Consider the following 15,137-nt stretch of genomic DNA (forward strand, 5'->3'; position numbering starts at 1 on the left):
GGTACTCAGCGCAACATGCCGCTGCCGTAGCCCTTCAGGTTGGCTTTCTTCATCAGGGATTCGTACTGGTGCGAAACGAGGTGCGATTGTACTTGGGACATGAAGTCCATCACAACCACGACCACGATCAGCAACGAGGTCCCGCCAAGGTAGAACGGAACGTTTGCTGCAACCACCAGGAATTGGGGAAGCAGGCACACGGCCGTCATATATAGAGCACCGAACAGGGTCAAACGAGTCAGAACGCCATCAATGTAGCGCGCAGACTGCTCACCTGGACGAATACCCGGAATAAAGGCACCGGACTTCTTCAGGTTTTCCGCTACGTCTTTCGGATTGAACATCAACGCCGTATAGAAGAAGCAGAAGAAAATAATCCCTGCACTAAACAGCAGAATATTCAACGGCTGACCAGGAGCGATCGACTGAGAGAGGTCCTGCAGCCAGCCCATATTTTCGGACTGACCAAACCAGGTACCCAACGAAGCCGGAAACAGCAAGATGCTGCTCGCGAAAATTGCCGGAATAACACCGGCCATATTCACCTTCAGCGGCAAGTGGCTGGTCTGCGCAGCAAAAACCTTACGGCCCTGCTGACGCTTGGCGTAGTGAACAGCAATACGACGCTGGCCACGCTCAATGAACACCACAAAACCGATAATCGCTACTGCCAGCAAACCGATGGCAACCAGGGCGAAGATATTGATATCACCCTGACGCGCAGACTCGAAAGACTGCCCGATTGCTCTCGGAAGACCGGCGACGATACCTGCGAAAATCAACATCGAGATACCGTTACCAACACCACGCTCAGTAATCTGCTCACCCAGCCACATCATGAACATCGCACCAGCCACAAACGTGGATACCGCGACGAAATGGAAGCCAAAGTCACCAGTGAACGCAACGCCCTGCCCGGCCAGGCCAACGGACATGCCGATAGCTTGAACCAAGGCGAGGACGACAGTGCCGTAGCGGGTGTACTGGCTAATCTTGCGACGGCCAGCTTCACCTTCCTTCTTCAACTGCTCCAGCTGCGGGCTGACGGCGGTCATCAGTTGCATGATGATCGATGCCGAAATGTACGGCATGATCCCCAGTGCAAAGATGCTCATCCGCTCCAGCGCACCGCCGGAAAACATGTTGAACAAGCTAAGAATGGTCCCCTCATTCTGTCGAAACAGGTCTGCGAGTCGGTCCGGGTTGATACCTGGAACCGGGATGTGTGCGCCTATTCGGTAGACGATAATCGCCAGGAACAGAAAACGCAGACGAGCCCAAAGTTCAGACATACCGCCTTTGCCGAGCGCTGAGAGAGCACCTTGCTTAGCCATTTATTCCTCGAACTTGCCGCCAGCTGCTTCGATAGCCGAACGCGCACCTTTGGTGGCGCCGATTCCCTTGCCGATAGTGACAGCGCGAGTCACTTCACCGGACAGCATGATTTTCACACGCTGTACGTTGACGTTGATCACGTTGGCATCTTTCAGGGTCTGCACAGTAACGATGTCGCCTTCCACTTTGGCCAGCTCGGACAGACGCACTTCTGCGCGGTCCATGGCTTTCAGGGATACGAAACCGAACTTAGGCAGGCGACGATGCAGCGGCTGTTGACCGCCTTCAAAGCCTGGAGCAATGGTGCCACCGGAGCGGGAGGTTTGACCTTTGTGGCCACGGCCACCAGTCTTACCCAAACCGCTACCGATACCACGGCCCGGACGATGCTTTTCGCGACGGGAACCCGGCGCTGGACTCAGATCATTGAGTTTCATCGATTAACCCTCTACACGCAGCATGTAGTAAGCCTTGTTGATCATCCCGCGATTCTCGGGAGTATCCTGGACTTCTACAGTGTGACCGATGCGACGCAGACCCAGACCTTTAACGCACAATTTGTGGTTAGGGATGCGGCCGGTCATGCTTTTGATCAGCGTTACTTTAACGGTAGCCATGATCAGAAGATCTCCTTGACAGTCAAGCCGCGCTTGGCAGCAATGGACTCAGGAGATTGCATAGCTTTCAGACCCTTGAAAGTGGCGTGAACCACGTTTACCGGGTTAGTCGAGCCATAGCACTTGGCCAGAACGTTCTGAACGCCAGCAACTTCGAGGACAGCACGCATAGCGCCGCCAGCGATGATACCGGTACCTTCAGAAGCAGGCTGCATGTACACCTTCGAAGCGCCATGGGCGGACTTCATTGCGTACTGCAGAGTGGTGCCGTTCAGATCAACTTGGATCATGTTGCGACGAGCAGCTTCCATTGCCTTCTGGATCGCGGCAGGCACTTCACGTGACTTGCCACGGCCGAAGCCAACGCGCCCTTTACCATCACCAACCACGGTCAACGCGGTGAAAGTGAAGATACGGCCGCCCTTGACGGTTTTGGCTACGCGGTTAACTTGAACCAGCTTCTCAATGTAGCCTTCGTCGCGCTTTTGGTCGTTATTTGACATAACTTAGAACTCCAGCCCAGCTTCACGAGCAGCATCAGCCAGCGCTTTAACGCGGCCGTGGTACTTGAAGCCAGAGCGGTCGAAAGCCACTTGCGAGACGCCCACGGCCTTAGCACGTGTAGCGACCAGCTGGCCAACCTTTGTGGCCGCGTCGATGTTGCCAGTGGCACCATCACGCAGTTCTTTATCCAAAGTCGAGGCGCTTGCCAGGACTTTGTTGCCGTCGGCCGAGATGACCTGGGCGTAGATATGCTGCGACGAGCGGTACACGCAGAGACGCACGACTTCGAGTTCGTGCATTTTCAGGCGTGCTTTGCGAGCGCGACGCAGTCGAGTAACTTTTTTGTCGGTCATTTGCTATGCCCTACTTCTTCTTGGCTTCTTTACGACGGACGACTTCGTCCGCGTAGCGCACACCTTTGCCTTTGTACGGCTCTGGTGGACGGAAGTCGCGGATCTCAGCGGCCACCTGACCTACCAGCTGCTTATCGATGCCCTTGATCAGGATATCGGTTTGGCTAGGGGTCTCAGCGGTGATGCCTTCCGGCAGTTCGTAATCCACTGGGTGCGAGAAGCCAAGGGCAAGGTTCAGAACCGTGCCTTTTGCTTGCGCTTTGTAACCAACACCGACCAGCTGGAGCTTACGCTCGAAGCCTTGGCTTACGCCTTGGACCATGTTGTTTACCAACGCACGCGTGGTACCGGCCATTGCGCGAGTTTGTTGATCGCCATTGCGAGCAGCGAAACGCAGCTCACCAGCTTCTTCAACGATCTCAACGGACGAATGGATGTTCAGTTCAAGAGTGCCCTTGGCACCCTTCACCGAAAGCTGTTGGCCTGCGAATTTGACTTCGACACCGGCTGGCAGCTTAACGGGGTTCTTAGCGACGCGAGACATGCTTATCCCCCCTTAGAACACAGTGCAAAGAACTTCGCCGCCGACACCGGCAGCGCGCGCAGCACGATCCGTCATCACACCTTTGTTGGTGGAGACGATAGACACGCCCAGACCGCCACGAACTTTCGGCAGATCTTCAGCGGACTTGTACTGACGCAGGCCTGGACGGCTAACGCGCTTCACTTCCTCGATGACCGAACGGCCTTCGAAGTACTTCAGCTCGATGGACAGCAACGGCTTGATTTCGCTGCTGATCTGATAACCCGCAATGTAGCCTTCGTCTTTCAGGACTTTGGCAACAGCTACCTTCAACTTGGAAGATGGCATGCTTACGACGGACTTTTCAGCCATCTGGGCATTACGGATACGAGTTAGCATGTCCGCTAACGGGTCCTGCATACTCATGGGCTAGACGCTCCTAATACACAAAAAATTAGCCTTGCGGCTATATATGTCGCCGAGAATCTCCGAGCATAAAAACACGGGCTCAGGCGAGCCGCGTATTTTAGACACACTCCGGAAATGAAACAAGCCCCAAAAGGGGCTTGTTCCAGATTCAAGGTCACCGGCGGTCAGTATCTTGCGATACCAACCACCTTGACTCTGAAAGTACTTACCAGCTGGCTTTAACCAGACCTGGTACGTCACCACGCATTGCCGCTTCACGCAGCTTGTTACGGCCGAGGCCGAACTTGCGGTAAACGCCGTGTGGACGACCGGTCAGGCGGCAGCGGTTACGCATGCGCGAGGCGCTTGCGTCACGTGGCTGCTTCTGCAGAGCAACTGTAGCTTCCCAACGCGCTTCTGGACTTGCGTTCAGATCGACGATGATTGCTTTCAGTGCTGCACGCTTCTTGGCGTACTTGGCAACCGTGAGCTGACGCTTCAGCTCGCGGTTTTTCATGCTCATCTTGGCCATGGTCCTACTCCAATCAGTTGCGGAACGGGAATTTGAAAGCACGCAACAGGGCGCGACCTTCATCATCGTTCTTGGCAGTGGTGGTCAGGGTGATGTCCAGACCGCGGAGAGCATCGATCTTGTCGTAGTCGATTTCCGGGAAGATGATCTGCTCTTTCACGCCCATGCTGTAGTTACCACGACCATCGAAGGACTTGGCATTCAGGCCGCGGAAGTCGCGAACCCGAGGCAGGGAGATCGACAGCAGACGATCCAGGAATTCGTACATACGCTCACGGCGCAGAGTCACTTTGACGCCGATCGGCCAGCCTTCGCGGACTTTAAAGCCAGCGATGGATTTCCGAGCGTAAGTCACAACGACTTTTTGACCGGTGATCTTTTCCAGGTCAGCAACAGCGTGCTCGATGACTTTTTTGTCACCGACCGCTTCGCCCAAACCCATGTTCAGGGTGATTTTGGTAACGCGTGGAACTTCCATCACGTTCGAAAGCTTAAGTTCTTCCTTAAGTTTCGGTGCGATTTCTTTCCAGTAAATCTCTTTTAGTCGTGCCATGGTCTTCTACCTAGCAGTGTTCAAGCATCAACCGCTTTTTGGGTCGACTTGAAGACACGAATTTTCTTGCCATCTTCTACTTTGAAACCAACGCGGTCAGCCTTGTTGGTTTCGCCGTTGAAAATGGCGACGTTAGAAGCGTCCAGCGGAGCTTCTTTTTCGACGATACCGCCCTGCACGCCCGACATCGGGTTAGGCTTGGTATGACGCTTGACCAGGTTCAGACCGCCGATAACCAGACGGTTATTAGCGAGAACCTTAAGCACCTTACCGCGCTTACCTTTGTCTTTGCCGGCGATCACGATGATCTCGTCGTCACGACGAATCTTTTGCATGTCGGATCTCCTTACAGCACTTCTGGGGCGAGCGAGACGATCTTCATGAACTTCTCAGTACGAAGTTCACGGGTCACTGGCCCAAAGATACGGGTGCCGATAGGCTCTTGCTTGTTGTTCAGAAGAACAGCAGCGTTGCCATCAAAGCGGATAATGGAGCCATCAGCACGACGTACGCCGTGACGAGTGCGGACTACAACAGCAGTCATCACTTGGCCTTTTTTCACTTTACCGCGAGGAATTGCTTCCTTCACGGTAACCTTGATGATGTCACCGATACCAGCGTAACGACGATGGGAGCCACCCAGCACCTTGATGCACATAACGCGGCGAGCGCCGCTGTTATCGGCCACATCGAGCATGGATTGAGTCTGAATCATATAATTTCTCCGACCCCTAGTCCTTAGACTTCCACAGCGCGTTCGAGAACATCAACCAATGCCCAAGACTTGGTCTTGGCCAGCGGACGAGTTTCACGAATAGTGACTTTGTCGCCGATGTGGCACTGATTGGTTTCGTCGTGCGCGTGCAGCTTAGTCGAACGCTTAACATATTTACCGTAGATCGGGTGCTTAACGCGACGCTCGATCAAAACGGTGATGGTTTTGTCCATCTTGTCGCTGACAACACGGCCAGTCAGCGTACGGACAGTCTTTTCGGCTTCAGCCATGATCACTTACCTGCCTGCTGGTTGAGCACAGTCTTCACGCGAGCGATGTCACGCTTAACTTGCGAGAGCAGATGAGACTGCCCCAACTGGCCAGTTGCTTTCTGCATACGCAGATTGAACTGGTCGCGCAGCAGGCCGAGCAGTTGCTCGTTCAGCTGCTGTGCGGATTTTTCACGAAGTTCATTCGCTTTCATCACATCACCGTCCGTTTAACAAAGGCGGTGGCGAGCGGCAGCTTTGCAGCAGCCAGGGCAAAAGCCTCACGCGCCAGCTCTTCAGTTACACCCTCGATTTCATACAGGACTTTGCCTGGCTGAATCTGGGCTACCCAGTATTCCACGTTACCCTTACCTTTACCCATACGAACCTCAAGAGGCTTTTTGGAGATCGGCTTGTCCGGGAATACACGGATCCAGATCTTGCCGCCACGTTTAACGTGACGGGTCAGAGCACGACGCGCTGACTCGATCTGACGAGCGGTGAGACGACCACGAGCTACAGACTTCAGCGCGAACTCGCCGAAGCTGACTTTGCTACCGCGCTGAGCCAGACCACGGTTGTGGCCTGTCATCTGCTTGCGGAACTTCGTACGCTTAGGTTGCAACATTTGGCGTACCCCTTACTTAGCAGCTTTTTTACGAGGCGCTGGTGCTTGTGGTTTCAGTTCTTCTTGGCGACCACCAATTACTTCGCCTTTGAAGATCCAAACCTTTACACCGATCACACCGTAAGTGGTGTGAGCTTCGTAGTTGGCATAGTCGATGTCGGCACGCAGGGTGTGCAGTGGCACACGACCTTCGCGATACCATTCAGTACGTGCGATTTCAGCACCGCCGAGACGACCGCTCACTTGGATTTTGATGCCTTTGGCACCAATGCGCATGGCGTTCTGTACAGCGCGCTTCATAGCGCGACGGAACATGACGCGACGCTCCAGCTGCTGAGCTACGCTCTGCGCAACCAGCATACCGTCGAGTTCCGGCTTGCGGATCTCTTCGATATTGATGTGCACAGGCACACCCATTTGCTTGGTCAGGTCCTGACGCAGTTTCTCAACATCTTCACCTTTCTTCCCGATAACGATACCTGGACGAGCGGTGTGGATGGTGATACGTGCAGTTTGCGCCGGACGATGGATATCGATACGGCTTACGGACGCGCTTTTTAGTTTGTCTTGGAGATACTCACGCACCTTCAGATCAGCGAACAAATAGTCCGCATAAGTCCGACCGTCTGCGTACCAGACGGAGGTGTGCTCCTTGACGATTCCCAGGCGAATGCCAATGGGATGTACTTTCTGACCCATCTCTTCGACTCCGTTACTTGTCAGCAACCTTGACAGTGATATGGCAAGACCGCTTGACGATGCGATCAGCACGGCCTTTGGCACGTGGCATGATGCGCTTCAGCGAACGCCCTTCGTTGACGAAAACGGTGCTGACCTTAAGGTCATCAACGTCTGCGCCTTCGTTATGCTCGGCGTTGGCTACGGCCGACTCCAGCACTTTCTTCATGATCTCGGCGGCTTTCTTACTGCTGAAAGCCAACAGGTTGAGCGCTTCGCCCACCTTCTTCCCGCGGATCTGGTCGGCGACCAAGCGGGCTTTCTGGGCGGAGATTCGAGCGCCCGACAACTTAGCGGCTACTTCCATTTCCTAACCCCTTAACGCTTGGCTTTCTTGTCTGCCACGTGCCCACGATAAGTGCGGGTACCGGCAAACTCGCCCAGTTTGTGGCCGACCATGTCTTCGTTAACGAGAACTGGGACGTGTTGACGACCGTTGTGTACTGCGATGGTCAGACCGACCATTTGTGGCAGGATCATCGAACGACGCGACCAGGTTTTAACTGGTTTGCGATCGTTCTTTTCCGCCGCCACTTCGATCTTCTTCAGTAGGTGAAGATCAATAAAAGGACCTTTTTTCAGAGAACGTGGCACTGTCGTATCCCTCTATTTACTTGCGACGACGGACGATCATTTTGTCGGTACGCTTATTACCACGAGTCTTCGCGCCCTTAGTCGGGAAGCCCCATGGCGATACCGGATGACGACCACCAGAGGTACGACCTTCACCACCACCGTGTGGGTGGTCAACCGGGTTCATGGCAACACCACGAACGGTTGGGCGAACGCCACGCCAGCGTTTGGCACCAGCTTTACCCAGCGAACGCAGGCTGTGCTCGGAGTTCGAGACTTCGCCCAGGGTCGCACGGCATTCAGCCAGCACTTTACGCATCTCACCAGAACGCAGACGCAGGGTCACGTAGACGCCTTCACGAGCGATCAGCTGAGCCGAAGCACCAGCGGAACGAGCGATTTGCGCGCCTTTACCTGGCTTCAATTCGATGCCGTGTACGGTGCTACCAACTGGAATGTTGCGCAGTTGCAGAGCGTTGCCCGGCTTGATCGGTGCCAAGGCACCTGCGATCAGCTGGTCGCCAGCGCTCACGCCTTTAGGGGCGATGATGTAGCGACGCTCGCCATCTGCGTACAGCAGCAGAGCGATGTGAGCAGTACGGTTTGGATCGTATTCAATACGCTCGACAGTGGCGGAGATGCCATCTTTGTCGTTGCGACGGAAATCGACCAGACGATAATGCTGCTTATGGCCACCACCGATGTGACGAGTGGTAATACGACCATTGTTGTTACGACCACCAGTCTTCGATTTCTTCTCGAGCAGCGGTGCGTGAGGAGCGCCTTTATGCAGCTCCTGGTTGACCACCTTGACCACAAAACGGCGGCCAGGGGAAGTCGGTTTGCATTTAACGATTGCCATGATGCACCCCTTCCTTACTCAGCACTGCTGCTGAAATCGAGATCTTGGCCTGGCTGAAGGGAGATAACTGCCTTCTTCCAGTCATTACGCTTGCCCAGACCGCGAGCAGTGCGCTTGCTCTTACCCAGAACATTCAGGGTAGTAACACGCTCTACTTTCACGCTGAACAGGCTTTCGACGGCCTTCTTGATTTCCAGCTTGGTTGCGTCAGTTGCAACCTTGAAAACGAACTGGCCTTTCTTGTCAGCCAGAACCGTAGCCTTTTCGGAAACGTGCGGGCCAAGCAGAACTTTAAATACGCGTTCCTGGTTCATCCCAGCAGCTCCTCGAATTTCTTCACGGCCGACACGGTGATCAACACCTTGTCGTATGCGATCAGACTAACTGGATCGGAACCTTGCACGTCACGTACATCAACGTGTGGCAGGTTGCGAGCAGCCAGGTACAGGTTCTGATCAACAGCTTCAGACACGATCAAAACGTCGGTCAGGCTCATGTTGTTCAGTTTGCCCAGCAGATCTTTGGTTTTTGGACTTTCAACAGCGAAGTCCTGAACCACGACCAGACGATCAGTACGCACGAGTTCAGCAAGGATGGAGCGCAGAGCTGCGCGGTACATCTTCTTGTTGAGCTTCTGAGAGTGATCCTGTGGACGAGCTGCGAAAGTGGTACCACCGCCACGCCAGATTGGGCTACGGATAGTACCGGCACGAGCACGGCCGGTGCCTTTCTGACGCCAAGGGCGCTTACCGCCACCACGTACGTCGGAACGGGTCTTTTGCTGCTTGCTACCTTGACGGCCGCCGGCCATGTAGGCCACGACTGCTTGGTGAACCAGCGTCTCGTTGAATTCGCCGCCAAATGTCAGTTCGGAAACTTCGATCGCTTGAGCGTCATTTACATTTAATTGCATGTCAGCTTCCCCTTAACCGCGAGCCTTGGCCGCTGGACGTACAACCAGGTTGCCGCCAGTAGCGCCAGGAACAGCACCCTTGACCAACAACAGATTGCGTTCAGCGTCGACGCGCACTACTTCGAGGGACTGCACGGTCACGCGCTCAGCGCCCATATGACCGGACATTTTTTTGCCCTTGAATACACGACCAGGAGTCTGGCACTGGCCAATAGAGCCCGGGACGCGGTGGGAAACGGAGTTACCGTGAGTGTTGTCTTGACCACGGAAATTCCAACGCTTGATCGTACCCTGGAAGCCTTTACCTTTGGACTGACCGGTTACATCAACCAGTTGACCAGCAGCGAAGATTTCAGCGTTGATCAGATCGCCAGCCTGGTAGTCGCCGTCTTCAAGACGGAACTCCATGACGGTGCGACCAGCTGCAACGTTTGCTTTAGCGAAGTGACCTGCTTGAGCAGCAGTCACGCGCGAAGCACGACGCTCGCCGACAGTGACTTGCACTGCACGATAGCCATCGGTTTCTTCAGTTTTGAACTGGGTGACGCGATTCGGCTCGATCTCAATGACCGTGACCGGAATGGAGACACCTTCTTCGGTGAAAATACGGGTCATACCGCATTTACGACCGACTACACCAATAGTCATGTTGTAAACCTCATGAGTGTACGGGGCTTTCACCCGCTATGGCCGCCCATTTCAGAGCGTTACACGACTAAGACCCAAGTCTTAGCCGAGGCTGATCTGTACTTCCACACCGGCCGCCAGATCGAGCTTCATAAGTGCATCAACGGTTTTATCCGTTGGCTGGACGATGTCCAGTACGCGCTTATGAGTACGGATCTCGTACTGGTCACGCGCGTCTTTGTTGACGTGCGGGGAGACCAGAACGGTGAACCGCTCTTTACGGGTAGGCAGTGGAATTGGACCACGCACTTGAGCACCAGTACGTTTCGCGGTTTCCACGATTTCCTGGGTGGATTGGTCGATCAGGCGATGGTCAAAAGCCTTCAACCTGATACGGATTTGCTGATTTTGCATTGGATTTCAGACTCCGGCTGCTATTCCCAGCGAGCGCAATACGCCCGTTAAAAGGAGGCGCAATTCTATAGACGGCCCTGATAGGTGTCAACCCAATAAAAAAGGCCCCCGCTGAGCGGGGGCCTTTCAAAACATCAGAACTATCTCAGAAGAGATAATTACTCGATGATTTTAGCTACAACACCAGCACCAACGGTACGGCCGCCTTCACGGATTGCGAAACGCAGACCGTCTTCCATAGCGATGGTTTTGATCAGGGTGACAACCATTTTGATGTTGTCGCCTGGCATTACCATTTCTACGCCTTCCGGCAGTTCGCAGTTACCAGTCACGTCAGTAGTACGGAAGTAGAACTGTGGACGGTAGCCTTTGAAGAACGGAGTATGACGACCGCCTTCTTCTTTGCTCAGCACGTACACTTCAGCTTCGAACTTGGTGTGCGGCTTAACCGAACCTGGCTTGACCAGAACCTGGCCACGCTCAACGTCGTCACGCTTGGTACCACGCAGCAGAACGCCGCAGTTCTCGCCAGCACGACCTTCGTCGAGCAGCTTACGGAACATTTCAACACCGGTGCAGGTGGTGACGGTAGTGTCACGCAGACCAACGATTTCCAGTGGATCTTGAACCTTGACGATACCGCGCTCGATACGACCAGTTACAACAGTACCGCGACCGGAGATCGAGAATACGTCTTCGATTGGCATCAGGAACGGCTTGTCGATAACACGGACTGGATCTGGGATGTAGCTGTCCAGAGTCTCAACCAGCTTACGAACGGACGTGGTGCCCATTTCGTTGTCGTCTTTGCCTTCCAGAGCCATACGAGCAGAACCGATGATGATCGGAGTGTCGTCACCTGGGAAGTCGTAAGTGCTCAGCAGGTCGCGCACTTCCATCTCAACCAGTTCCAGCAGCTCAGCGTCGTCTACCAGGTCAGCCTTGTTCAGGTAAACCACGATGTACGGAACGCCAACCTGACGGGACAGCAGGATGTGCTCACGGGTTTGTGGCATCGGACCATCAGCGGCCGAGCAAACCAGGATTGCGCCGTCCATCTGGGCAGCACCGGTGATCATGTTCTTCACATAGTCAGCGTGACCTGGGCAGTCAACGTGAGCGTAGTGACGGATCAGCGAGTTGTATTCAACGTGCGCGGTGTTGATGGTGATACCACGAGCTTTCTCTTCTGGCGCGCTGTCGATTTTATCGAAATCAACGATTGCGGAACCGAATACTTCGGAGCAAACGCGAGTCAGAGCAGCAGTCAGAGTGGTTTTACCGTGGTCAACGTGACCGATAGTGCCAACGTTGACGTGCGGTAGGGAACGATCAAATTTTTCTTTAGCCACGACAATTAACTCCTTGCCTAAAGGACTGAATCAGCCTTGTTTTTTGGATACAGTTTCAGCGATGTGCGCCGGAGCTGTGTTGTATTTTTTGAATTCCATAGAGTAGCTTGCGCGACCCTGAGACATGGAGCGAACGTCGGTCGCATAACCGAACATCTCACCCAACGGAACCTCGGCGCGAATCACTTTGCCGGAAACCGTGTCTTCCATACCCAAGATCATGCCGCGACGACGGTTAAGGTCGCCCATGACATCACCCATATAGTCTTCAGGTGTAACAACTTCTACCGCCATGATTGGCTCAAGCAACTCACCACCGCCCTTCTGGGCCAGTTGCTTGGTTGCCATGGAGGCAGCCACCTTAAACGCCATCTCGTTGGAGTCGACGTCGTGGTAAGAACCGTCAAAAACGGTTGCTTTCAGGCCGATCAGCGGATAGCCGGCAACAACACCGTTCTTCATCTGCTCTTCGATACCCTTCTGGATAGCAGGGATGTATTCCTTAGGAACAACACCACCTACTACTTCGTTCACGAATTGCAGACCTTCCTGACCTTCGTCAGCAGGAGCAAAACGGATCCAGCAGTGACCGAACTGACCACGACCGCCGGACTGACGAACGAACTTGCCTTCGATTTCACAGTTCTTCGTGATGCGCTCACGATAGGAAACCTGAGGCTTACCGATGTTGGCTTCGACGTTGAACTCACGGCGCATCCGGTCAACCAGGATGTCCAGGTGAAGCTCGCCCATGCCGGAGATGATCGTTTGACCAGTCTCTTCATCAGTCTTGACGCGGAAAGATGGATCTTCCTGAGCAAGTTTGCCCAGAGCGATACCCATTTTTTCCTGGTCATCCTTGGTCTTTGGCTCTACGGCAACCGAAATAACCGGCTCCGGGAAGTCCATGCGAACCAGGATGATTGGCTTGTCAGCGTTGCACAAGGTTTCACCAGTGGTGACGTCCTTCATGCCGATCAAGGCCGCGATGTCACCAGCGCGCACTTCCTTGATCTCTTCGCGGGCGTTTGCGTGCATTTGCACCATACGACCCACGCGCTCTTTCTTGCCTTTAACCGAGTTGATCACGCCGTCGCCGGAGTTCAACACGCCCGAGTAAACGCGGACGAAGGTCAAGGTACCCACGAATGGGTCAGTGGCAATTTTAAATGCCAGAGCGGAGAACGGTTCTGCGTCGTCTGCATGACGCTCCAGCTCGATAGTCTCGTCATCCGGGTCAGTACCCTTGATGGCAGGAATATCAACCGGCGCCGGCAGGTAGTCGATCACAGCATCGAGAACCAGGGGAACGCCCTTGTTCTTGAACGAGGAACCACAAACAGCCAAGACGATCTCACCAGCGATAGTACGCTGACGCAGAGCGGCCTTGATTTCCGCGTTGGTGAGTTCTTCACCTTCGAGGTACTTGTTCATCAGCTCTTCGTTGGCTTCGGCCGCAGCTTCAACCATGTTGTTGCGCCATTCGTCAGCCAGTTCCTGCAGCTCAGCAGGAATAGGCTTGCGAACAGGAACCATACCTTTGTCGGCATCGTTCCAGTAGACAGCTTCCATGGTCAGCAGATCGATCTGGCCCTGGAAATTATCTTCGGAACCGATAGCCAGCTGGATAGGAACCGGGGTGTGACCCAGACGCTGCTTGATCTGACCGATCACGCGCAGGAAGTTCGCACCAGCACGGTCCATCTTGTTTACGTAAACAAGACGTGGAACGCCGTATTTGTTGGCTTGGCGCCATACGGTTTCCGACTGAGGTTCAACACCCGAGGTACCGCAGAACACAACGACAGCGCCGTCGAGTACACGCAGGGAACGTTCAACTTCAATAGTGAAGTCTACGTGGCCTGGGGTATCGATTACGTTGAAGCGGTGCTCATCTTTGTACTGCTTCTCGGAACCTTTCCAGAAGGCGGTAATAGCAGCAGAAGTAATGGTAATACCACGCTCCTGCTCCTGAACCATCCAGTCTGTGGTCGCGGCGCCATCATGCACCTCGCCCATCTTGTGACTTTTGCCGGTGTAAAACAGTACGCGCTCGGTGGTGGTGGTTTTACCAGCATCCACGTGAGCGACGATACCGATGTTACGGTAACGGCTAATCGGAGTAGTACGAGCCATAAAGCCCTCGCAAAATTAGTGAAGCTAAAATTAGAAGCGGTAGTGCGAGAAAGCTTTGTTGGCTTCAGCCATACGGTGCACGTCTTCACGCTTCTTAACAGCAGCACCTTTACCTTCAGCAGCGTCCAACAGTTCGCCGGCCAAACGCAGGGCCATAGACTTCTCGCCGCGCTTACGGGCGAAGTCTACCAACCAGCGCATTGCCAGAGCGTTACGACGGGACGGACGAACTTCAACCGGAACCTGGTAAGTAGCACCGCCTACACGGCGCGACTTCACTTCGACCAGCGGAGCGATGGCGTCGAGAGCTTTCTCGAAGATTTCCAGGGGGTCGCTGTTCTTGCGTTCTTTAACCTTTTCCAGCGCGCCATAAACGATACGCTCGGCAACGGCTTTCTTGCCGCTTTCCATCACGTGGTTCATGAACTTGGCCAGAATTTGGCTTCCGTATTTTGGATCGTCAAGCACTTCGCGCTTGGCTGCTACGCGTCTTCTTGGCATGGATAAGCCCTCAAACGGTCTTCAGGTTCGCTCGGAATCGGTGCCCTCTCGGGACGCCTCCGACCTTACTCTTATCGACTCAGAAAATAAGATGATTCAGGTTTACAAAAAGCCGCTACTACTTAGGCTTTTTGGTACCGTACTTCGAACGACCCTGGTTACGACCTTTAACGCCGGAAGTATCCAAGGAGCCACGTACGGTGTGGTAACGAACACCTGGCAAGTCTTTTACACGACCGCCGCGGATCAGTACCACGCTGTGCTCTTGCAGGTTGTGGCCTTCACCGCCGATGTACGAGGAAACCTCGAAACCGTTGGTCAGACGCACACGGCATACTTTACGCAGTGCCGAGTTAGGTTTTTTCGGCGTGGTGGTATACACACGGGTGCATACGCCACGACGTTGCGGGCAGTTCTGCAGCGCAGGCACGTCGGATTTCTCGACGATACGCTTACGCGGCTGACGTACCAGCTGGTTGATAGTTGCCATCTACTAGCTCCACTGTTGTCTTGCGACGCTATTGTCTTGCAAGAAAAGCAAAATGGCAGGAACGAATTCCCGCCAAATTTAGGGGTACAAGAGT

General features: G+C 54.2%; 26 protein-coding genes. All 26 read right to left on the reverse strand.

Features of this window, described 5'->3' with window-relative positions; translation table 11 throughout:
• Positions 1 to 5: 5 nt before the first annotated feature.
• Positions 6 to 1,334: a preprotein translocase subunit SecY gene (secY, locus tag QF045_RS27460; protein WP_003194637.1), complete on the reverse strand. Its 1,329-nt coding sequence runs from the start codon at positions 1,332 to 1,334 to the stop codon at positions 6 to 8.
• Positions 1,335 to 1,772 carry a 50S ribosomal protein L15 gene (gene rplO, locus QF045_RS27465; protein WP_003176407.1) on the reverse strand — a complete coding sequence of 146 codons (438 nt, stop codon included), beginning with the start codon at positions 1,770 to 1,772 and terminating at the stop codon, positions 1,335 to 1,337.
• 3 nt (positions 1,773 to 1,775) lie between these two features.
• Positions 1,776 to 1,952 (reverse strand): 50S ribosomal protein L30, encoded by a 177-nt coding sequence (gene rpmD, locus QF045_RS27470; RefSeq protein WP_003176408.1) that lies wholly within the window; start codon positions 1,950 to 1,952, stop codon positions 1,776 to 1,778.
• Positions 1,953 to 1,954: 2 nt separating this feature from the next.
• Positions 1,955 to 2,455 (reverse strand): 30S ribosomal protein S5, encoded by a 501-nt coding sequence (gene rpsE / locus QF045_RS27475; protein ID WP_003176409.1) that lies wholly within the window; start codon positions 2,453 to 2,455, stop codon positions 1,955 to 1,957.
• A gap of 3 nt (positions 2,456 to 2,458) precedes the next feature.
• Positions 2,459 to 2,809 (reverse strand): 50S ribosomal protein L18, encoded by a 351-nt coding sequence (gene rplR, locus QF045_RS27480; protein WP_017135964.1) that lies wholly within the window; start codon positions 2,807 to 2,809, stop codon positions 2,459 to 2,461.
• A 10-nt stretch (positions 2,810 to 2,819) separates the two neighbouring features.
• Positions 2,820 to 3,353, reverse strand: a complete 534-nt coding sequence (gene rplF / locus QF045_RS27485) for a 50S ribosomal protein L6 (protein WP_003176412.1) — start codon at positions 3,351 to 3,353, stop codon at positions 2,820 to 2,822.
• Positions 3,354 to 3,365: 12 nt separating this feature from the next.
• Positions 3,366 to 3,758: a 30S ribosomal protein S8 gene (gene rpsH, locus QF045_RS27490; RefSeq protein WP_003176413.1), complete on the reverse strand. Its 393-nt coding sequence runs from the start codon at positions 3,756 to 3,758 to the stop codon at positions 3,366 to 3,368.
• 208 nt (positions 3,759 to 3,966) lie between these two features.
• Complete coding sequence (rpsN, locus tag QF045_RS27495; RefSeq protein ID WP_003176414.1) at positions 3,967 to 4,272, reverse strand: 30S ribosomal protein S14; 306 nt, start codon at positions 4,270 to 4,272, stop codon at positions 3,967 to 3,969.
• A 13-nt stretch (positions 4,273 to 4,285) separates the two neighbouring features.
• Positions 4,286 to 4,825 carry a 50S ribosomal protein L5 gene (rplE, locus tag QF045_RS27500; protein WP_003176415.1) on the reverse strand — a complete coding sequence of 180 codons (540 nt, stop codon included), beginning with the start codon at positions 4,823 to 4,825 and terminating at the stop codon, positions 4,286 to 4,288.
• A 20-nt stretch (positions 4,826 to 4,845) separates the two neighbouring features.
• The gene (rplX, locus tag QF045_RS27505) at positions 4,846 to 5,160 is read right to left on the reverse strand and encodes a 50S ribosomal protein L24 (RefSeq protein ID WP_003176416.1); all 315 of its coding nucleotides are present in this window, start codon (positions 5,158 to 5,160) and stop codon (positions 4,846 to 4,848) included.
• An 11-nt stretch (positions 5,161 to 5,171) separates the two neighbouring features.
• Complete coding sequence (rplN, locus tag QF045_RS27510; RefSeq protein ID WP_002555479.1) at positions 5,172 to 5,540, reverse strand: 50S ribosomal protein L14; 369 nt, start codon at positions 5,538 to 5,540, stop codon at positions 5,172 to 5,174.
• 23 nt (positions 5,541 to 5,563) lie between these two features.
• Positions 5,564 to 5,830 carry a 30S ribosomal protein S17 gene (gene rpsQ, locus QF045_RS27515; protein ID WP_003176419.1) on the reverse strand — a complete coding sequence of 89 codons (267 nt, stop codon included), beginning with the start codon at positions 5,828 to 5,830 and terminating at the stop codon, positions 5,564 to 5,566.
• Positions 5,831 to 5,832: 2 nt separating this feature from the next.
• A complete protein-coding gene (rpmC, locus tag QF045_RS27520) occupies positions 5,833 to 6,024 on the reverse strand; it encodes a 50S ribosomal protein L29 (RefSeq protein WP_002555481.1) in 192 nt (63 codons plus the stop codon).
• Positions 6,024 to 6,437, reverse strand: coding sequence for a 50S ribosomal protein L16 (gene rplP, locus QF045_RS27525; protein WP_003232424.1), 414 nt, complete (start codon positions 6,435 to 6,437; stop codon positions 6,024 to 6,026). Before rplP ends, rpmC begins: the two co-directional genes overlap by 1 nt.
• A gap of 12 nt (positions 6,438 to 6,449) precedes the next feature.
• Positions 6,450 to 7,136: a 30S ribosomal protein S3 gene (rpsC, locus tag QF045_RS27530; RefSeq protein WP_003176422.1), complete on the reverse strand. Its 687-nt coding sequence runs from the start codon at positions 7,134 to 7,136 to the stop codon at positions 6,450 to 6,452.
• A gap of 13 nt (positions 7,137 to 7,149) precedes the next feature.
• On the reverse strand, positions 7,150 to 7,482 hold the full coding sequence (rplV, locus tag QF045_RS27535; protein WP_003103908.1) for a 50S ribosomal protein L22: 333 nt from the start codon (positions 7,480 to 7,482) through the stop codon (positions 7,150 to 7,152).
• 11 nt (positions 7,483 to 7,493) lie between these two features.
• Complete coding sequence (rpsS, locus tag QF045_RS27540) at positions 7,494 to 7,769, reverse strand: 30S ribosomal protein S19 (protein WP_002555486.1); 276 nt, start codon at positions 7,767 to 7,769, stop codon at positions 7,494 to 7,496.
• A 16-nt stretch (positions 7,770 to 7,785) separates the two neighbouring features.
• Positions 7,786 to 8,610 (reverse strand): 50S ribosomal protein L2, encoded by an 825-nt coding sequence (rplB, locus tag QF045_RS27545; RefSeq protein WP_003176423.1) that lies wholly within the window; start codon positions 8,608 to 8,610, stop codon positions 7,786 to 7,788.
• A 14-nt stretch (positions 8,611 to 8,624) separates the two neighbouring features.
• Complete coding sequence (gene rplW / locus QF045_RS27550) at positions 8,625 to 8,924, reverse strand: 50S ribosomal protein L23 (RefSeq protein WP_002555488.1); 300 nt, start codon at positions 8,922 to 8,924, stop codon at positions 8,625 to 8,627.
• Entirely contained in the window at positions 8,921 to 9,523 is a 603-nt protein-coding gene (rplD, locus tag QF045_RS27555) for a 50S ribosomal protein L4 (protein ID WP_003176424.1), read from the reverse strand. The genes rplW and rplD overlap by 4 nt, the downstream gene beginning before the upstream one ends.
• 12 nt (positions 9,524 to 9,535) lie before the next feature.
• Complete coding sequence (gene rplC / locus QF045_RS27560) at positions 9,536 to 10,171, reverse strand: 50S ribosomal protein L3 (RefSeq protein WP_003194649.1); 636 nt, start codon at positions 10,169 to 10,171, stop codon at positions 9,536 to 9,538.
• Positions 10,172 to 10,252: 81 nt separating this feature from the next.
• On the reverse strand, positions 10,253 to 10,564 hold the full coding sequence (gene rpsJ, locus QF045_RS27565; RefSeq protein WP_003186070.1) for a 30S ribosomal protein S10: 312 nt from the start codon (positions 10,562 to 10,564) through the stop codon (positions 10,253 to 10,255).
• Between the two features lie 158 nt (positions 10,565 to 10,722).
• A complete protein-coding gene (tuf, locus tag QF045_RS27570) occupies positions 10,723 to 11,916 on the reverse strand; it encodes an elongation factor Tu (protein ID WP_003176426.1) in 1,194 nt (397 codons plus the stop codon).
• Positions 11,917 to 11,946: 30 nt separating this feature from the next.
• Positions 11,947 to 14,052: an elongation factor G gene (gene fusA / locus QF045_RS27575; protein WP_057724826.1), complete on the reverse strand. Its 2,106-nt coding sequence runs from the start codon at positions 14,050 to 14,052 to the stop codon at positions 11,947 to 11,949.
• A 30-nt stretch (positions 14,053 to 14,082) separates the two neighbouring features.
• Positions 14,083 to 14,553, reverse strand: coding sequence for a 30S ribosomal protein S7 (rpsG, locus tag QF045_RS27580; RefSeq protein WP_002555493.1), 471 nt, complete (start codon positions 14,551 to 14,553; stop codon positions 14,083 to 14,085).
• Between the two features lie 118 nt (positions 14,554 to 14,671).
• Positions 14,672 to 15,043 (reverse strand): 30S ribosomal protein S12, encoded by a 372-nt coding sequence (rpsL, locus tag QF045_RS27585; protein WP_002555494.1) that lies wholly within the window; start codon positions 15,041 to 15,043, stop codon positions 14,672 to 14,674.
• Positions 15,044 to 15,137 lie beyond the last annotated feature (94 nt).

The sequence above is a fragment of the Pseudomonas sp. W4I3 genome (genome assembly GCF_030816195.1).
Classification (GTDB): Bacteria; Pseudomonadota; Gammaproteobacteria; order Pseudomonadales; family Pseudomonadaceae; genus Aquipseudomonas.

What these genes read in the sequence shown, in the direction of transcription:
- rplW (WP_002555488.1), bottom strand. Translation starts at nt 8,924, where the DNA reads ATGAACCAGGAACGCGTATTTAAAGTTCTGCTTGGCCCGCACGTTTCC.
- rpmC (WP_002555481.1), bottom strand. Translation starts at nt 6,024, where the DNA reads ATGAAAGCGAATGAACTTCGTGAAAAATCCGCACAGCAGCTGAACGAG.
- rplC (WP_003194649.1), bottom strand. Translation starts at nt 10,171, where the DNA reads ATGACTATTGGTGTAGTCGGTCGTAAATGCGGTATGACCCGTATTTTC.
- rpsQ (WP_003176419.1), bottom strand. Translation starts at nt 5,830, where the DNA reads ATGGCTGAAGCCGAAAAGACTGTCCGTACGCTGACTGGCCGTGTTGTC.
- rpsE (WP_003176409.1), bottom strand. Translation starts at nt 2,455, where the DNA reads ATGTCAAATAACGACCAAAAGCGCGACGAAGGCTACATTGAGAAGCTG.
- rplR (WP_017135964.1), bottom strand. Translation starts at nt 2,809, where the DNA reads ATGACCGACAAAAAAGTTACTCGACTGCGTCGCGCTCGCAAAGCACGC.
- rplE (WP_003176415.1), bottom strand. Translation starts at nt 4,825, where the DNA reads ATGGCACGACTAAAAGAGATTTACTGGAAAGAAATCGCACCGAAACTT.
- rplN (WP_002555479.1), bottom strand. Translation starts at nt 5,540, where the DNA reads ATGATTCAGACTCAATCCATGCTCGATGTGGCCGATAACAGCGGCGCT.
- rplF (WP_003176412.1), bottom strand. Translation starts at nt 3,353, where the DNA reads ATGTCTCGCGTCGCTAAGAACCCCGTTAAGCTGCCAGCCGGTGTCGAA.
- rplB (WP_003176423.1), bottom strand. Translation starts at nt 8,610, where the DNA reads ATGGCAATCGTTAAATGCAAACCGACTTCCCCTGGCCGCCGTTTTGTG.
- rpsC (WP_003176422.1), bottom strand. Translation starts at nt 7,136, where the DNA reads ATGGGTCAGAAAGTACATCCCATTGGCATTCGCCTGGGAATCGTCAAG.
- rpsG (WP_002555493.1), bottom strand. Translation starts at nt 14,553, where the DNA reads ATGCCAAGAAGACGCGTAGCAGCCAAGCGCGAAGTGCTTGACGATCCA.
- rplV (WP_003103908.1), bottom strand. Translation starts at nt 7,482, where the DNA reads ATGGAAGTAGCCGCTAAGTTGTCGGGCGCTCGAATCTCCGCCCAGAAA.
- secY (WP_003194637.1), bottom strand. Translation starts at nt 1,334, where the DNA reads ATGGCTAAGCAAGGTGCTCTCTCAGCGCTCGGCAAAGGCGGTATGTCT.
- rpsN (WP_003176414.1), bottom strand. Translation starts at nt 4,272, where the DNA reads ATGGCCAAGATGAGCATGAAAAACCGCGAGCTGAAGCGTCAGCTCACG.
- rplD (WP_003176424.1), bottom strand. Translation starts at nt 9,523, where the DNA reads ATGCAATTAAATGTAAATGACGCTCAAGCGATCGAAGTTTCCGAACTG.
- rplX (WP_003176416.1), bottom strand. Translation starts at nt 5,160, where the DNA reads ATGCAAAAGATTCGTCGTGACGACGAGATCATCGTGATCGCCGGCAAA.
- rpsH (WP_003176413.1), bottom strand. Translation starts at nt 3,758, where the DNA reads ATGAGTATGCAGGACCCGTTAGCGGACATGCTAACTCGTATCCGTAAT.
- fusA (WP_057724826.1), bottom strand. Translation starts at nt 14,052, where the DNA reads ATGGCTCGTACTACTCCGATTAGCCGTTACCGTAACATCGGTATCGTC.
- rpsJ (WP_003186070.1), bottom strand. Translation starts at nt 10,564, where the DNA reads ATGCAAAATCAGCAAATCCGTATCAGGTTGAAGGCTTTTGACCATCGC.
- rplP (WP_003232424.1), bottom strand. Translation starts at nt 6,437, where the DNA reads ATGTTGCAACCTAAGCGTACGAAGTTCCGCAAGCAGATGACAGGCCAC.
- rplO (WP_003176407.1), bottom strand. Translation starts at nt 1,772, where the DNA reads ATGAAACTCAATGATCTGAGTCCAGCGCCGGGTTCCCGTCGCGAAAAG.
- rpmD (WP_003176408.1), bottom strand. Translation starts at nt 1,952, where the DNA reads ATGGCTACCGTTAAAGTAACGCTGATCAAAAGCATGACCGGCCGCATC.
- rpsL (WP_002555494.1), bottom strand. Translation starts at nt 15,043, where the DNA reads ATGGCAACTATCAACCAGCTGGTACGTCAGCCGCGTAAGCGTATCGTC.